This window comes from Capnocytophaga bilenii (genome assembly GCF_017565765.1).
GTDB lineage: Bacteria > Bacteroidota > Bacteroidia > Flavobacteriales > Flavobacteriaceae > Capnocytophaga > Capnocytophaga bilenii.
Genome location: NZ_JAGDYP010000001.1, coordinates 405,369 through 422,744 on the forward strand (window position 1 = coordinate 405,369; position 17,376 = coordinate 422,744).

The following is a 17,376-nucleotide window of genomic DNA, read 5'->3' on the forward strand; positions in this document are numbered from 1 at the left end:
GCCCTTTGCTAAGCAAGGAAGAAATGTAATTATAACTCACTGAAAATCAATAGTAAAATTTAAATAAGCAAGTTTTACCCCTAAATAAGCAAGTTTTTTATACCAATAAGCAAGGAAAAATTATGAATAAGCCAGTATCAAAAATTAATAGTATTATTACCAAGCAATACTTAGAAAAACAGCTTGAAAACCAATATTTTGAAAGGAAAGGCTTAGGAGAGAAGGATACGAAACCTACCAAAATTGCGGAAGAGCTCATCGGTATGCTCAATGCTGATGGAGGGGTATTAGCTTTTGGAATAAGTGATAAAGGAGAAATACAAGATCTCAACACTATAGCTGACAAATTGGATGAGTATAGAAAACTAGTCTTTGATTTTATTATTCCTCCTTGTAATATTGTATTAGAAGAAGTATTTGTAGATGGAAAACTAATCTTTTTCTTTCATGTAGAACAAGATGTAGAGCGTATATATTGTCGTAAAGATAATGAAAAATTTTTTCTAAGAATAGCCGACAGTAACAGGGAACTAAACCAAGAGCAGATAAAAAAACTTGAATACGATAAAAATATTCGTCTATTCGAGGAAGAACTTATGCCGGACTTTGATGAAGAGGACTTAGACCAAACTTTATTGGCAGCTTATAAAGAGAAACTAAACTTTACAGGTGAGGTATATGATTTGCTTTATAAACGAAATCTATTAGCCAAGAAAGAAGGGAAATACCAATTTAAAAAATCGGCAATACTTTTGTTTTCTACTTCGCCTGAGCGTTATATCCCGTCTGCCTCCGTGCGCTATGTACGTTATGAAGGAACAGAGGCAAAAGTGGGTAGTGAGCACAATGTAGTGAAAGACCAACGTTTTGAAAACAATATCCCAAGACTTATTGATGAACTTACCTATTTTTTGCGTACCTCATTGCGAGATTATTATTTTTTAGATGTTACTATAGGAAAATTCAGAAAAGTACCTGAATACCCCGAAGAGGCTTGGCTTGAAGGGGTGGTCAATGCTCTTTGCCACCGTTCCTATAATCTACAGGGCAATGAAATTTATATCAAACATTTTGATGACCGGCTTGAGATTAGTAATAGTGGTCCTCTCCCTGCACAAGTTACGATTGAAAATATAAAAACAGAACGTTTTGCTCGAAATCCACGTATAGCAAGAGTGTTAGAGGACTTAGGGTATGTTCGTCAGCTCAATGAGGGAGTATCACGTATTTATCAATCTATGGAAAAGTCATTGCTTGCCCAACCAGAGTATAGAGAGCAGAATAACAATGTATATCTCACTTTGCGCAATAGGGTAAGTGCTCACGAGAAAACGATTTCAAAAGCACTAATGAATGCTATTGAAGAGAAGTGGAATGAATATAATGAAACCCAAAAAGCTATTTTACTCTATTTATTCAGAAAAGGCTCTGCTGTACTTTCTGATTTGCTACAATATACAAAGATTAATCAAAATTCTGTACGCTCTTATCTAAATGCATTTATCGCTCAAAACATTATAGAACGACATAGTGGAAAACAGCGTGATGTGAATGCAAAATATACCTTCAAGAAAGAATAAGCAAGTTTTGCCCCTTGTTAAGCAAGGAAGAAATGTAATTATAACTCACTGAAAATCAATAGTAAAATTTAAATAAGCAAGTTTTACCCCTAAATAAGCAAGTTTTTAACAATGAATTACAACACTATCGCCGAAACACAAAACTACATTGTTTTAGACAGTTATACTAAGCTCTCTAAAGTAAATGAAGCTCCTGCTACTTACCAAAGCGAAAATGCGTTGGAACGCGAATTTATAGAGGATTTGGTAGGGCAAGGCTATGAATACTTGCCTCTGCTTACTACCCCTACAGCTCTCTTGGCAAATGTACGCACGCAGCTGCAAAACCTTAATAGCGTAACCTTTACCGATGCCGAATGGGCGCGCTTTGTAGAAGAGTATTTAGATGCCCCCAGCGATAACTTGGTAGAAAAATCACGCAAACTGCACCGCGATTATATCTACGACTTTGTGTTTGACGATGGGCATATACAAAACATCTATTTGGTAGATAAGAAAAATATCATTCGCAATAAGGTGCAGGTCATCAACCAGTTCGAGCAAAAAGGCTCTCACGCCAATCGCTATGATGTAACAATTTTAGTAAATGGCTTGCCCTTAGTGCAAATAGAACTCAAAAAGCGAGGCGTTGCTATCCGCGAGGCGTTCAACCAAGTGCATCGCTATAGCAAAGAGAGTTTCAACAGCGAGAGTTCTCTATACAAATACCTACAACTCTTTGTTATTTCCAACGGTACCGATACCCGCTATTTTGCCAATACCGTAAAGCGCAATAAGAACAGCTTCGATTTTACGATGAATTGGGCAAGAGCCGATAATACGCTCATCAAAGACCTGAAGGATTTTACAGCTACTTTCTTCCAGAAAAATACTTTGTTACAAGTGTTGCTCACCTATTCGGTGCTTGATGTAAGCGACACGCTACTGGTGATGCGCCCCTACCAAATAGCCGCTACCGAGCGACTGCTCTGGAAGATTAAAAGTGCCTATCAGGCGAAACATTGGAGCTCTCTTGAGGGAGGTGGTTATATATGGCACACTACAGGTTCGGGCAAAACACTCACTAGCTTTAAGGCTGCCCAATTGGCTACCCAGCTCGATTTTATTGATAAAGTATTCTTTGTAGTAGACCGCAAGGATTTGGATTATCAAACAATGAAGGAGTACCAACGCTTTTCGCCCGATAGTGTAAATGGTTCGGGTAGTACTGCCGGACTCAAACAGAATTTAACCAAGAACGACCATAAAATTATCGTTACTACTATCCAAAAACTCAATAACCTGATGAGGAGTGAAGAGCATTTGCCGGTATATGACCAGCAAGTAGTCTTTATCTTCGATGAGGCGCATCGTTCGCAATTTGGCGAAGCCCAAAAGAACCTTAAAAAGAAGTTTAAAAAGTACTACCAATTTGGTTTTACAGGTACCCCTATTTTCTCCGAAAATGCTTTGGGCAGCGAAACTACTGCCAGCGTATTTGGTCGCGAACTGCACGCCTACGTGATTACCGATGCCATTCGCGATGAAAAGGTGCTGAGGTTCAAAGTAGATTACAACGATGTACGTCCGCAATTTAAGGGTATAGAAACCGAGCAAGATGAAGCCAAACTTAGTGCTGCCGAAAACAAACGCCTCTTGCTACACCCCGAACGTATCAAAGAGATTTCTACCTATATCCTGCGCAATTTCCGCCTTAAAACACATAGAAACGAGGGCAGTAATAAGGGCTTCAATGCGATGTTTGCCGTGAGCAGTGTAGAGGCTGCCAAATGCTACTACCAAGAGCTCAATGCCTTGCAAAAAGATAGCGACCGACCGCTCAAGATAGCGACTATCTTTTCCTATGCTGCCAATGAAGAACAAAATGCGATAGGCGACATTACCGATGAAACTTTTGAGCCTACAGCTATGGATGTTAGTGCCAAAGAGTTTTTAGAAAAAGTCATTGCCGACTATAATGCGATGTTTAAAACAAGTTTTTCATTAGAGAGCAAATCGTTTGAAAACTACTATCGCGATTTGAGTAACCGAATGAAAAATCAAGAGGTAGACCTGATGATAGTAGTGGGTATGTTCCTCACAGGTTTTGATGCGTCTATGCTCAATACATTGTTTGTAGACAAAAACTTGCGCTATCACGGACTTTTGCAGGCTTATTCTCGCACTAATCGCATCTACAACAGCACTAAAAGTTTTGGCAATATTGTTACTTTTCGCGATTTAGAACAAGCTACTATTGATGCTATTACCCTTTTTGGCGATAAGAGCACCAAGAATGTAATCCTCGAAAAGAGCTATCAAGAGTATTTAAATGGTTTTACCGATATAATTACCGGTAAAGCCTGCCGAGGCTATAACGAAATTGTAAAGGAACTAAAAGAACAATTCCCCGACCCCGATGAAATTCACACTACTGCCGATAAGAAAGCCTTTGTAAAGCTTTTTGGTGAATATTTGCAGGTGGAAAACATCTTGCAAAACTACGATGAGTTTACCCATCTCAAAGCGCTACAAACGATTGATAAAAACGACCCCGAAGCGTTAAAAGTCTTTGCCGAAGAGCATTTCCTAACCGAAGAACAAGTAACTTCTATGGTACAATTAGAGGTACTCAAAGAGCGATTAGTGCAAGACTATAAATCTACTTATAACGACATACGCGATTGGGTAAATAAAGAACGCGAGAATGCCGCACAAGAAAAACAGTTAATTGATTGGGAAGAGGTAGTTTTTGAAGTAGATTTGCTAAAATCGCAAGAAATAGACCTTGATTACATACTCGAACTCATCTTAGAACACCACAAAAAGAACAAAAACAAAGAGGCTTTGGTAGAGGAAGTGCGCCGCACTATTCGTGCCAGCATAGGTAATCGTGCCAAAGAAGGTCTTATAGTAGATTTTATCAACGAAACCGATTTAGATACTATTGACGATAAACCAACTATCATAGCAGCTTTCTTCACTTATGCCCAAGAGCGACAAAGAGAAGATGCAAAGAACCTAATTGCTGAAGAAAACCTAAATGAAGAGGCTGCCAAACGATATATACAACTCTCCTTAAAACGCGAATACGCTAGCGAAAATGGTACCGACCTTAATGGTATTTTGCCAAAAATGAGTGCGCTAAATCCACACTATCGTACCAAGAAACAAAGTGTATTTCGCAGAATAGCAGCTTTTGTAGAGAAATACAAAGGCGTAGGGGGTGAGTTGTAATTTTCTCATCTACATTAGCTAATTAGCAAATTGTTACTATCTTTGCGCTCGTAATCTTTAAATTCTATGTCTGAAAAACATCATTACAAGGGGCTTACCGAGGCGCAAGTCCTTGAAAATAGAAAAAAATACGGCGACAATACTCTTACTGCTGCCGAAAAAGAATCGCTGTGGAAGCAGTTTATTGAAAAATTTACCGACCCTATCATTATCATTCTATTGGTAGCGTTGGTATTTTCTTTTGCCGTTTCCACCTATGAGTTTATTGTTCATCAACAAGGTATTCACGCTTTCTTAGAGCCTGTGGGTATCCTCTTTGCTGTGCTTTTAGCTACGGGGGTGGCTTTTTACTTCGAGGTAAAAGCTAATAAACAATTTGAAATCCTCAATCAGGTAAATGATGATATTTACTACAAAGTTATTCGCAACGAACGGGTAACGCAAGTGCTTAAAAAAGACATTGTTGTAGGCGATATTATCCTTCTCGAAACCGGTGAAGAAGTCCCAGCCGATGGTGAACTGTTGGAGGCTATATCGTTGCATATCAACGAGTCGACACTTACAGGAGAGCCGATGGTGCACAAAACGACAAACCCTGAAGAATTTGAGCAAGAAGCTACCTATCCTTCCAACTACATCTGTCGTGGCACTTCTATTGTAGATGGGCATTGTGTGTTTGAGGTGAAAAAAGTAGGCGATGCTACCGAATACGGCAAGGTGTTTGAAGGCGTACAAATAGACAACTCAGTAAAAACACCTTTGAATGAGCAGTTAGACAATTTAGCCGACTTGATTACCAAAATAAGCTATGCCATCGCTGCTTTAGTAGTTGTGGGCAGGTTTATTGTTTTCTTCTCCAATCCTGCCAATACCATTGAGCATATAGATTGGGTACTCTTTGGCGGCTATATGCTCAATACCGTGATGATTGCTATTACCGTAGTGGTAGTTGCTGTGCCTGAAGGGCTTCCGATGAGTGTAACCCTTAGTTTGGCTTATAGTATGCGCCGTATGATGGCTACCAACAACCTTGTTCGCAAGATGCACGCCTGCGAAACAATGGGGGCAACCACCGTTATTTGTACCGACAAGACGGGTACACTCACCCAAAACCAAATGACCATCTATGAAACCTACTTCAATCCTGCTACCGATGATACATTAGTAGCCGAAATGATGGCTGTCAATTCCACCGCTTATTTAGATTTTACCGATAAAGACAAGCCGAATGTCTTAGGAAATCCTACTGAAGGCGCTTTATTGCTTTGGTTGTATGGCAAAGGTATTAATTACTTGCCTATACGCGAAGAAAATGAAGTGCTTCAGCAACTTACGTTTTCTACAGAACGCAAGTATATGGCTACCTTAGTACAGTCGGTAGTTTTGGGCAAGAGCGTATTGTACGTAAAAGGAGCCCCCGAAATAGTAATGACCTTCTGCCACAGTGCAGGCAAGTTCAATTCTCAAATTTCGCAAGCCGACTTTGAGGCGAAGCTCCTACAATATCAGCAGCAAGCAATGCGCACCATTGGCTTTGCATACAAGGTGATTGATGACCCCAAGGCAGTGATTTCCGAGAATGGTAAGCTGGTGGTAGAAGGCTTGCAGTTTGTAGGTATTACCGCTATTTCCGACCCCGTTCGTCCTGATGTGCCAGCCGCTATAAAAGAATGTATGGGCGCAGGCATACAAGTGAAAATCGTTACAGGCGATACTCCAGGTACAGCCAAAGAAATTGCACGACAAATAGGACTTTGGGACGACACTTGCACCGATATCAATCACATCACAGGCGCAGAATTTGCCGCAATGAGCGATACCGACCTCTCTAAGCGCATCACACACCTACGCGTCATTTCGCGTGCTCGTCCGTTAGATAAAGCCCGCTTGGTAAATCTCCTACAACAGCGAGGCGAAGTAGTAGCCGTAACAGGCGATGGCACCAACGATGCTCCAGCCCTAAAAGCAGCCCAAGTGGGGCTCTCTATGGGCGATGGTACTTCGGTAGCCAAAGAAGCCAGCGACATTACTATTTTGGATAATTCATTTAGTAGTATTGGCAAAGCCGTAATGTGGGGACGCTCGTTGTACCTTAACATTCAGCGTTTTATCCTCTTCCAGATGACCATCAACGTGGCAGCTTGTATTATTGTACTTTTTGGAGCGTTTTTGGGGGTACAATCGCCGCTTACCGTTACACAAATGCTATGGGTGAATTTGATAATGGATACTTTTGCCGCTTTGGCATTAGCTTCATTACCACCAAGTGAGCGCGTGATGAGTGATAAACCTCGCTCGCGCAGGGCTAATATCATCAGTAGAACAATGGCAGACGGCATTTTTGGCGTTGGCGGACTTTTCGTATTGTTGCTCTTTGGCTTTATACAATACTTTAAGAATGAGGAAATTACCAGCCTCACCCAGTTCAGCGTGATAGATTATTTCGCCCATTTCTTCCATTTCGGAAGTTTCCAGAGCGGATTGTCAGCCTATGAATTATCGCTATTCTTCTCAATCTTCGTGATGTTACAGTTTTGGAATATGTTCAATGCCAAAGCCTATCGCACAGGCAAGAGCGCTTTTGCAGGCATAGGCAATAGCAAAGGTTTTATAATGATAGCCTTAGCCATTATAGTAGGGCAGGTATTGATTACCACCTTTGGAGGAGCAATGTTTAGCGTAACCCCCTTAAAAATAACCGATTGGCTCATTATTATAGGAGCCACCAGCACCGTCCTTTGGGTAGGCGAAGCCCTCCGAATGATAGTGCGTAAGTAGTTATATTTAATCGTTATTTAAGAGGCTGTCCGGAAAGTTTAGTTTAAACTTTTAAGGACAGCCTTTCTTTTTTTCATTTTATTCCTGTGAGATACTTATTTTTTAAAATTATGACTTATAGACATTTGTAGGTTGGTAATTATTTTGTACTTTTGCATTGATTCAAAATAATAACGTATGATAGATTACTATAAAACATTAGAGGTTAGCAAAACAGCTACTCAAGATGAAATCAAAAAAGCATATCGGAAGTTGGCGCGCAAATATCACCCAGATATGAACCCCAACGATAAGAATGCCGAACAAAAGTTTAAAGAAATTAACGAGGCAAACGAAGTGCTTTCTGATCCCGAAAACCGTGCTAAATATGATAAATATGGCGAACATTGGCAACACGGCGAAGAGTATGAAAGAGCCCAACAACAAGCGCAAGGTGGTTTTGGAGGCTTTGCACAAGGCGACTTTCAGGAAGGTGATTATTCCGATTTCTTCCGCGATATGTTTGGCGGTCGTGCAGAAGGCTTCGGGCGTGGGTATGGTAGTGCAGCACGCAAGTTTAAAGGACAAGATATTTATGCCGATATGCAACTCTCTTTGCGGGAAGTCGCTGTTAGCCAACAACGTACTTTTTCGGTAAACGGTCAGAATATACGCATTACAGTACCAGCAGGAGTATATGAAGGGCTACAAATAAAGCTAAAAGGACACGGGCATCAAGGGTATAACGGAGGTCCTAACGGCGATTTGTACATTACCTTCCACATAGCCCCCGATAGTCAGTTTGAGCGCGATGGGAATGACCTAAAAACCACAGTGAATATAGACCTTTATACAGCTGTACTCGGTGGCGAAGTGCAGATTGAAACCCTTAGCGGCAAGGTGAAAATGAAAGTAGCACCCGAAACTCAAAACGGCACTACGGTACGACTAAAAGGTAAAGGTATGCCCATTTACAAGCAAGAAGGTGCTTTTGGTGATTTATTCGTTCGTTACAATGTTACGCTGCCCCAAAATCTCACCGATAAACAAAAGGCATTATTTGAACAACTTAAAAATTCATAGTTATGGAAGAAAGAATATCAAAAGAAGAAATAATCCGTTTGTACAATATAGAAGTTTCATTTTTCAACGACCTCGTATCAAGCGGACTTATACAAACGGAGGTAATTAATAACACTACTTATTTGCACTATGACCAGCTTTCTGCCTTCGAGCGTTTTACGAACTGGCATTATGACTTAGAGGTAAATATGGCTGGCTTAGAAATTATTCATCATTTGCTTGAACAAATAGAAGCTCTTAAGCGTTAATTTTTTTGTATACCCTCAGCGAAGGTTGAGCGAAGGTTTAGCGAAGGATGAGCGAAGGATGAGCGAAGGAAAGTCGGCGAGCTGGTGCAGCCGAGTATGTGAAGCTTGTGCGGCTCGCACCGAAGGAAAGTTGGCGAGCTGGCGCAGCCGAGTATGTGACGAAGGATAAAAGCCTGTGCGGCTCGCACTTGTATATTAAACATTATTTTGTACCTTTGCATTATGAAAAAATATTTAATAGCCTGTCTCGGCAATATAGGCGAAGAATACGCACTCACGCGTCATAATATAGGATTTTTAGTAGCCGATAAGTTAGCTAAAGACCATAACGCTACTTTCACCACCCAAAAATTAGGCGACCTTGCTGAAATAAAGGTGAAGGGGCGTACTTTTATACTCTTAAAACCTTCCACTTATATGAATCTCAGTGGCAAGGCAGTACGCTATTGGATGGAAAAAGAAAATATTCCTTTAGAAAATTTATTGGTGATATGCGATGATTTGAATATCGCTTTCGGCACGTTGCGCCTGAAGGGCAAAGGCAGCGATGGCGGGCATAATGGACTAAAGGATATTCAGGCTCAGCTAAATACCACTAATTATGCAAGGTTGCGCTTTGGTATAAGCAGCAATTTTGAGCTGGGGAAGCAAATAAACTATGTGCTGGGTGAATGGACTGACGAAGAGAAGTTAGCTTTGCCCGAACGCATAGAAAAATGCGCCGAAGCCGTAATTTCCTACGGCTTAGCAGGTCTCGCCATTACAATGAATACCTTTAATAATAAGTAGCTATTAACAACTCATAACTAAATAATTAGCTAAACGATGTACACACACCACATTCTCTTATTACTTCACCTTATAGCAGCCACCATTTGGGTGGGAGGACACTTATTATTGGCTATAGGCTATTTGCCTAAAGCCCTAAAACACCGTGATTTTAGCTATATTGGCAATTTTGAACGCACCTATGAGCCCATCGGGATGCCCTCACTGTTGGTATTGGTCATCACAGGCATACTAATGGCGTATGATTTTGGAGCTACTGCCACCACGTGGTTCCATTTTCAGTTTCCTGTAGAGCGCGTTGTATCGCTGAAATTGTTGTGTTTGCTCACCAGTGTGTGCTTTGCTATTTCGGCACAAACGCGCGTACTCCCCAAGCTCCGCAAAGGGCACATAGAAAAGTTGCCCGAAATGGCAGTACATATCATTTGCGTAACCCTTTTGGGCGTAACAATGGTATTACTCGGCAGCTTAGTACGCATCGGCGGACTATAATTGCCATACCGACTGCACCTAAAAACTAACAACTAAACATTGTGATTGAACAAATAAATTTAAACTACGAAAAAGTAGTGCTCGTTGGGATTATCAACCAGCAGCAAACCGAAGAAAAATCTAAAGAATACTTAGATGAGTTGGAGTTCCTCACCTACACCGCAGGAGGTGAGGTGCTGAAGCGTTTTACCCAAAAATTGGACGTTCCCAATCCTAAAACCTTTATAGGGACAGGTAAAATGGAGGAAGTGCAGCAGTACGTTGAAGAAAACGAGGTAGGTACTGTCATTTTTGATGATGAACTTACACCAGCGCAACAGAAAAACATAGAGCATATACTCAAAGTAAAAATATTAGACCGTACAGGGCTCATTTTGGATATTTTCGCACAGCGTGCCCAAACCAGCTATTCGCGTACGCAGGTGGAACTCGCACAATATGAATACCTTTTGCCACGCCTTACAGGACTTTGGACGCACTTAGAACGCCAGCGTGGGGGGATAGGAATGCGCGGTCCTGGGGAAACCGAAATAGAAACCGACCGCCGTATTGTGCGCGATCGTATCGCCTTGCTGAAAAAGAAACTCAGCGCTATTGATAAACAGATGGCTACCCAGCGCAGCAACCGCGGGGCATTGGTACGTGTAGCACTTATTGGTTATACCAATGTGGGCAAATCTACTTTGATGAACGTAATTAGCAAAAGTGATGTGTTTGCCGAAAACAAACTCTTTGCTACCTTAGATACTACCGTGCGCAAAGTAGTGATTGAAAACCTGCCTTTTTTGCTTTCGGATACAGTAGGCTTTATACGCAAACTGCCTACCCAGCTCATTGAGTCGTTTAAAAGTACCCTTGATGAAGTGCGCGAAGCCGACTTGCTGCTGCACGTAGTAGATATATCGCACCCTAACTTTGAAGATCATATACATTCGGTGAACCAAATATTGGCTGAAATAGAAAGTGCCAACAAGCCTACCATTATGGTTTTCAATAAAATAGATGCCTACACTCACGAAGTAATAGCCGAAGACGATTTAGCAACCCAGCGCACCGCCAAGCATTTTACCCTCGAAGACTGGAAAAATACGTGGATGCAGAAAATGGGGCGTGATGTCCTCTTTATTTCGGCACTCAATAAGGAAAACTTAGAGGAATTCCGCAAAGTGGTGTATGAAAAAGTGAAGGAAATACATATCACCCGCTTCCCCTACAACAATTTTTTATATGATATAGATGAAATTAGCTCTTAGCTCAAAAATCATTAGTTGTTAGATTGGGGGTATTGACTAACAACGAATGACTAATGTACAACTAAAAATGGTAAAAATAGGAAATATAAATTTAGGAGAGTTTCCCTTGTTGCTTGCCCCTATGGAGGATGTAAGCGACCCTCCTTTTCGCCGTCTCTGCAAGCAGCACGGGGCTGATATGCTTTACAGTGAGTTTATCTCTTCCGAAGGATTGATACGCGATGCTATAAAAAGCAGACAGAAATTAGATATTTTTGATTATGAGCGTCCTGTAGGGATACAAATTTTTGGAGGTGATGAAGAGGCTATGGCTCTTTCGGCAAAAATAGTAGCAACGGTCAATCCCGACCTTGTGGATATCAACTTTGGTTGCCCTGTAAAAAAGGTAGTTAGCAAAGGGGCTGGTGCTGGGGTACTGAAAGATATTGACCTGATGGTGCGGCTTACCAAAGCGGTGGTGAATAGCACTTCGCTGCCTGTAACTGTAAAAACGCGTTTAGGTTGGGACGAACAGAGCATCAATATTGAAGAGGTGGCTGAACGGCTGCAAGATGTAGGGATTAGTGCCCTTACAATACACGCCCGCACCCGTAGCCAGATGTACAAAGGTCATTCGGACTGGAGTTATATTGCAAAAGTGAAAAACAACCAGCGTATAGTGATACCCATTTTTGGCAATGGAGATATTGATAGTGCTGAAAAAGCTTTGGAATACCGCAATAAATATGGTGTAGATGGAATAATGATAGGGCGGGCTGCCATTGGCTATCCGTGGATATTTGAAGAAATAAAACACTATTTTGCTACGGGGCAACTGCTACCCCCCCCCACTATGGCAGATAGGGTAGAGGCAGTGCGCAATCATTTGCTATGGTCGGTGGAGTGGAAAGGCGAGCGGCAAGGGGTATTAGAGATGCGTAGGCATTATGCGAATTATTTCAAGGGGATACCAAATTTTAAGCCTTATCGCCAGCAATTAGTAACCTTAGATAGCGTAGAAGAGATTTTAAAAGTTTTGAATTTTGAATTGCCTGTAACAAATGACAAATGACAAAAAAACTAACGACTAACGGCTAAAAACTAACAACTAAATTTGTATAAATATAGAATTTTCAATAAAAAATTGGAATATCATATTATATTGTATATTGAGCATATTTTTTAATGATTATTAAAGAATATGCTTTTTTATTGAATATATTTTAATAAAGAAAGGTTTTTTAAGATGTACTTTTTTACGTTTGTAATAGTTACACACATAAAAAATAAAATAAAAAGTTTTGATTAGAAGAATATATTTTCTACTTTTGCGCGGTAATTAAATATTTTTAGAAGATGAAAATAAGTAAGCAGAGCAAAGTATGGTTTGCGCTATTGTTGGCAATGATAGTGCAAAGTGTCTCGCTAGCGCAAGAGCGAGAGGTTAAAGGAACAGTACGTGATGTTAATGGGATGGAGATGCTAGGAGTAGCTGTAATGGTGAAAGGAGAGAATCACGGTACACAAACGGACTTAGATGGTAAGTATACTATTAAGGTGGCACAAGGGAAAACCTTAGAGTTTTCTTTTCTTGGTATGAAACCTCAGTCCCACAAAGTAACTTCTTCTGGGCGAATAGACGTTATACTACAAGAAGAAGCACAACAAATAGACGAGGTAATTGTTACGGGCTATATGCAAACTAAGAAAGATGCTGCTACAGCAGGGATTACTACTGTAGGCAGTGAAAGCTTAGGGAAGCTAAACCCTACTACTTCAGTAGATAATATGCTACAAGGTAAAGCTGTGGGAGTAGATGTTACAGCCCTAAACGGTAAGCCAGGACAAACCGCTTTTATAAAAGTGCGTGGGGCTGTTTCACTTAATGTGAAAGGTGGTGATAAATCACAACCGCTATATGTAATTGATGGGGTGTTCGTAGATAAAGATGATTTGAACATTCTCAACCCTAGTGATATAGAATCTATGTCGGTACTAAAAGATGCAGCAGCTACTGCTATCTATGGTTCGCGTGGTGCCAATGGGGTTGTGGTAATTACTACTAAACAAGGTAAGAAAGGACAAACTAAATTTACCTATTCAGCACGCTCAGGATTTGGCGAAAAAACACCTGATCCTTTTGAGATGATGAACGCTGAAGAAAAAATTCGCTATGAAGAAGCTGTAGCCCCTGCGAACTATCAAAGAACAGCAAAGGAAAAAAGAGATTTGATTAGCTATGATAATGATTGGCTAAAAAATGTATTGAAAACAACCTTTATCACCTCACATATGCTTTCTGCATCGGGTGCAGGAGGTGAAACTACCTATTTCCTTTCAGGAGGCTGGGATAAAAATACAGGTATCGTAAAACACTTAGATGGTTTTAATCGTTATACAGCGCGTTTAAACCTCAATACAAAGCTTACTGATAAAGCAAAATTTGGTTTTACTTCAAGTTTGGCACAAACCAAAACCGATGAGCCTCGTGATAGGTATAATCAACAAAACCCTTTTGCAGCAATGTATTGGTATAATCCATACGAAAATGTTTACAAACGCGATGACAATGGTCATTTTGTAAAAAATCAGCAAACAGGAGAATATGAATACGAAACAGGTTCTCAGGTGCTTTCAATTATAGAATCACTTAAAAATATACCTGAAGTACTTAAAACTACTCAGCTTTTAGCAAGTGCTTTTGCGAGCTATGAGATTGTACCAAGCCTTAGCTATACAATGCGTTATTCAGCAAACTATAGACGTTATAAACGTGAATATTACGCTCAACCAGGTTCAATGTTAGATGAGATAACAGGTGATAAATCTGCACCAGGAGCTAAAACTGATTCAGGACGCGATACTTATAACTACACTTGGTTGAACCAATTGAATTATACAAAATCATTTGGTAAAAACAATTTAAGTGCTACCTTGTTTACCGAATATACTGATAATTATACTCATTACTATAGCTTAAGAAGTAAAGGGTATATGTCAAAATTCTTAACTACACAAGATAATAGTGCTGCACCTACAAATGTAAGCTCTTCAAAATCAGAAAGTGCAATGTTCTCAATGGCAGCGGCACTTAATTATGATTACGATGGCAAATATGTACTTACAGGTTCAGTACGCCGCGATGGAGCTTCTCGCTTTGGTAAAGACAATCGTTACGGTAACTTCTGGAGTGCAGGGGCAAACTGGGATGTGGCTAAAGAAGATTTTATGAAACAAGCAGAATGGCTAAATCGTGCCAACCTAAGCGTTTCATATGGTACTACAGGTAACTGGGATATTCCTAACTATGCAGCTAAAGGCTATTATCAGTCTTCCTCTTATGGTAATTTACCAGCTGCGTTGCCAAAAAGTGTGATTGCAAATCCTAAACTTACTTGGGAAACACAACAATCATTCAACGTAGGGGCTGAGGTAGCGGCTTTTGCAAATCGCTTATCACTAACAGCAAGTTATTTTAAGAACGTACGTAAAGACTTTTTATTTGAAATTCCACTTTCTTGGGAAGGAGGGGCTTATAGCCAATATGTGAATACAGGTAATATGAATACCAGCGGTATAGAGCTTTCTGTAGGAGGCGATATCGTAAAAACAGCTGATTTTAAATGGAATGTAGGAGCTAATATCACCTTTATTGATTATAAAATTAAAAGTTTAGGAAATCGTAACGAGATAACTGTAGGTATGAAAACCATCTTGAAAGAAGGTGAATTACCATTTACATATTATATACCACGTTATGCAGGTGTAGATCCTTCTAATGGAGATGCGCTTTACTATAAAGATAAATATGATAGTAACGGAAAAGTGATAGGAGAAGAAATAACTAATAACTATACTTCAGCAAAACACTATGTATTGTCGGGCAAAAGCCCATTCGCGAAACAGTTTGGTGGTTTCAACACTACCTTTACTTATAAGGGAATAGACCTAAATGCCGATTTTTCTTTCAAAATAGGTAATTATATTTATAACCAAGTGGCACAAGACTTGCTTAGTGATGGTGCTAATGTAACTTCTAACCAAAGAAAAGATGCACTTGACTATTGGAAACGACCAGGAGACAGCAAGTTGCCACGTTTGAATGCAGATTTCAATCAGGATTCTGATAGATTTTTACAAGATGGGTCATATTTGCGTTTCCGTACCTTATCATTGGGCTATACCTTGCCAAAAGATGCTGTAAAAGGCGTAGGAGCACGTATTTTTGTACAAGCACAAAATCTTTATACTTGGACGAAGTTTGAAGGAGACCCTGAAGTTTCTATAGGTAATGGTGAAAGCCAGTTAGAAGCAGGACAAGAATTTGTATCAGGGGAGGTTTATAGATATTCATACCCTACATTACGCTCTTTTTCATTAGGGCTTGACTTAACATTTTAAATTGTATGACGATGAAAAAAATATATAAAAAAATAGTACTTATGTTGTCGCTCGCTACTACTTTAGTAGCTTGTGATTTAGATCGTGAGCCATACGATGGGGTAGAAGCCGATAAGTTGTTTTCTACCATTGAAGGTTTTCAAACTGCACTAAAAGGAACTTATGGTGGCTTTATGGCATATGGTTATTACAGTAATGATGGTGGTATTTTCAATTGCCCTGATGTACTTTCGGATAACCTAACTTACAATCCTAATGGACGAGGAAGCTTTAGGACATTATATGAGTTACGTTACAATGCTAATACTCCTGGTTATAACCTTTATTCAAGGGCGTATAAGCTTATCAGTAGGGCAAATGACATATTAGGTCATATAGATGGATTAACTAAAGCAACTCCTGCAGCAAGAAATGCTATCAAAGGTGAAGCTTTGGCACTTAGAGGTCTTGCTCATTTTGATATCGCTCGTTTGTATTGCAAAATACCTACACAATCAGCTGATGCTAAGCAAAGTTTAGGTATCTATTACTTTAAAAAGTTTGACCCAGAAGCTCAGCCACGCCGTGTGGGTACTACTGTAGATAATACCTATAAAGCAGTTATTGAAGATTTAGAAAATGCAATAACGCTAATGGACGATGTTAAAAGAAATGGACGACTAAATAAAACTGCTGTACGTGCTATATTATCAAGAGTATATCTTTACTATGGTGATTATCAAAAAGCAGCACAATACGCTACAGAAGTTATAGCTGATAACTCATTCAGGATAGCACCTCGTGATCAGTTTGCTAATGTGTGGAAAGATGCCTACACTGCCAATGTGCTCTTCCGTGTGCTTTTTACTGATAAAGACAGAATACAAATAGGAAATGCTTACGGACAAAAATCACAAGGACAAAATAAAGCAGAATACGTTTGTTCATATGATTTGTACCATTTGTACCAAAGTAATGATATCCGCAAATCAACCACTATCTCTACAGGGGTTTATGGTTCCAATACTTACAACAGTGTCTCTAAATACTTTGGTAGAGCTTCAGGAAATGCAAACGTAGTAGATGGTAAATATATCCGTATAGAAGAGGTGTATCTTACAAGAGCTGAGGCTAATTACCGTTTAGGAAATACTACTCAAGCCCTTGCCGATTTGGATGCGGTACGCTCACAACGTTATGAAAGCTTTACAAGTGGTAACGAAACGGGTACAGCACTATTAAACGCTATTATCTTAGAACGCCGTTTAGAATTAGCTTTTGAAGGAGATCGTTTCTTTACGCTAAAACGTTTGGCGATGCCTATACAACGTAACCCTACTAAAGGAGCATTTGCTGATGGTAGTGGTACAGTACCCGAAGCTGGTTGGGTAACACTTCCAGTGGGAGATAATCGTTGGCAGTTGCCTATCCCTAAAGATGCGTATAGTGCAAACCCAAGTCTTACACAAGCAGACCAAAACCCTGGGTATTAATATTCTAAACCCTATATAATAATCAATATAAACTTTGCCAAAGGTTGTGCAACAGCTTTTGGCAAAGTTTTGTTTTTTACAAATTCTGAGATTCATAAATAATTAC

The 17,376-nt window shown here is 40.0% G+C and carries 11 protein-coding genes; all 11 read left to right on the plus strand.

Annotated elements, in window-relative coordinates; all coding sequences use genetic code 11:
• Positions 1-122 precede the first annotated feature (122 nt).
• The 11 genes from J4N46_RS02105 to J4N46_RS02155 all read left to right on the plus strand — a co-directional run bounded on the left by J4N46_RS02105 (position 123) and on the right by J4N46_RS02155 (position 17,270).
• Complete coding sequence (locus tag J4N46_RS02105) at positions 123-1,580, plus strand: ATP-binding protein (RefSeq protein WP_208057942.1); 1,458 nt, start codon at positions 123-125, stop codon at positions 1,578-1,580.
• 111 nt (positions 1,581-1,691) lie between these two features.
• Positions 1,692-4,796 (plus strand): type I restriction endonuclease subunit R, encoded by a 3,105-nt coding sequence (locus tag J4N46_RS02110; protein WP_208057944.1) that lies wholly within the window; start codon positions 1,692-1,694, stop codon positions 4,794-4,796.
• A 66-nt stretch (positions 4,797-4,862) separates the two neighbouring features.
• Positions 4,863-7,574 (plus strand): calcium-translocating P-type ATPase, PMCA-type, encoded by a 2,712-nt coding sequence (locus J4N46_RS02115; RefSeq protein WP_208057947.1) that lies wholly within the window; start codon positions 4,863-4,865, stop codon positions 7,572-7,574.
• A gap of 177 nt (positions 7,575-7,751) precedes the next feature.
• Positions 7,752-8,636, plus strand: coding sequence for a DnaJ C-terminal domain-containing protein (locus J4N46_RS02120; protein ID WP_208057949.1), 885 nt, complete (start codon positions 7,752-7,754; stop codon positions 8,634-8,636).
• A gap of 2 nt (positions 8,637-8,638) precedes the next feature.
• The gene (locus tag J4N46_RS02125) at positions 8,639-8,884 is read left to right on the plus strand and encodes a chaperone modulator CbpM (protein ID WP_009415695.1); all 246 of its coding nucleotides are present in this window, start codon (positions 8,639-8,641) and stop codon (positions 8,882-8,884) included.
• A 222-nt stretch (positions 8,885-9,106) separates the two neighbouring features.
• Positions 9,107-9,673: an aminoacyl-tRNA hydrolase gene (pth, locus tag J4N46_RS02130; RefSeq protein WP_208057951.1), complete on the plus strand. Its 567-nt coding sequence runs from the start codon at positions 9,107-9,109 to the stop codon at positions 9,671-9,673.
• Positions 9,674-9,709: 36 nt separating this feature from the next.
• Positions 9,710-10,165: a copper resistance protein CopD gene (locus J4N46_RS02135; protein WP_208057954.1), complete on the plus strand. Its 456-nt coding sequence runs from the start codon at positions 9,710-9,712 to the stop codon at positions 10,163-10,165.
• Positions 10,166-10,206: 41 nt separating this feature from the next.
• Complete coding sequence (gene hflX, locus J4N46_RS02140; RefSeq protein ID WP_009415691.1) at positions 10,207-11,418, plus strand: GTPase HflX; 1,212 nt, start codon at positions 10,207-10,209, stop codon at positions 11,416-11,418.
• A gap of 67 nt (positions 11,419-11,485) precedes the next feature.
• On the plus strand, positions 11,486-12,469 hold the full coding sequence (dusB, locus tag J4N46_RS02145) for a tRNA dihydrouridine synthase DusB (RefSeq protein ID WP_208057956.1): 984 nt from the start codon (positions 11,486-11,488) through the stop codon (positions 12,467-12,469).
• A 284-nt stretch (positions 12,470-12,753) separates the two neighbouring features.
• Positions 12,754-15,798 (plus strand): SusC/RagA family TonB-linked outer membrane protein, encoded by a 3,045-nt coding sequence (locus J4N46_RS02150; RefSeq protein ID WP_236013567.1) that lies wholly within the window; start codon positions 12,754-12,756, stop codon positions 15,796-15,798.
• 11 nt (positions 15,799-15,809) lie between these two features.
• Complete coding sequence (locus J4N46_RS02155; protein WP_208057957.1) at positions 15,810-17,270, plus strand: RagB/SusD family nutrient uptake outer membrane protein; 1,461 nt, start codon at positions 15,810-15,812, stop codon at positions 17,268-17,270.
• Positions 17,271-17,376: the final 106 nt, after the last annotated feature.

Bases quoted from the DNA above. Each gene is read 5' to 3' on its own strand.
- J4N46_RS02105 (WP_208057942.1), top strand. From the start codon at position 123: ATGAATAAGCCAGTATCAAAAATTAATAGTATTATTACCAAGCAATAC.
- J4N46_RS02110 (WP_208057944.1), top strand. From the start codon at position 1,692: ATGAATTACAACACTATCGCCGAAACACAAAACTACATTGTTTTAGAC.
- J4N46_RS02115 (WP_208057947.1), top strand. From the start codon at position 4,863: ATGTCTGAAAAACATCATTACAAGGGGCTTACCGAGGCGCAAGTCCTT.
- J4N46_RS02120 (WP_208057949.1), top strand. From the start codon at position 7,752: ATGATAGATTACTATAAAACATTAGAGGTTAGCAAAACAGCTACTCAA.
- J4N46_RS02125 (WP_009415695.1), top strand. From the start codon at position 8,639: ATGGAAGAAAGAATATCAAAAGAAGAAATAATCCGTTTGTACAATATA.
- pth (WP_208057951.1), top strand. From the start codon at position 9,107: ATGAAAAAATATTTAATAGCCTGTCTCGGCAATATAGGCGAAGAATAC.
- J4N46_RS02135 (WP_208057954.1), top strand. From the start codon at position 9,710: ATGTACACACACCACATTCTCTTATTACTTCACCTTATAGCAGCCACC.
- dusB (WP_208057956.1), top strand. From the start codon at position 11,486: ATGGTAAAAATAGGAAATATAAATTTAGGAGAGTTTCCCTTGTTGCTT.
- J4N46_RS02150 (WP_236013567.1), top strand. From the start codon at position 12,754: ATGAAAATAAGTAAGCAGAGCAAAGTATGGTTTGCGCTATTGTTGGCA.
- J4N46_RS02155 (WP_208057957.1), top strand. From the start codon at position 15,810: ATGAAAAAAATATATAAAAAAATAGTACTTATGTTGTCGCTCGCTACT.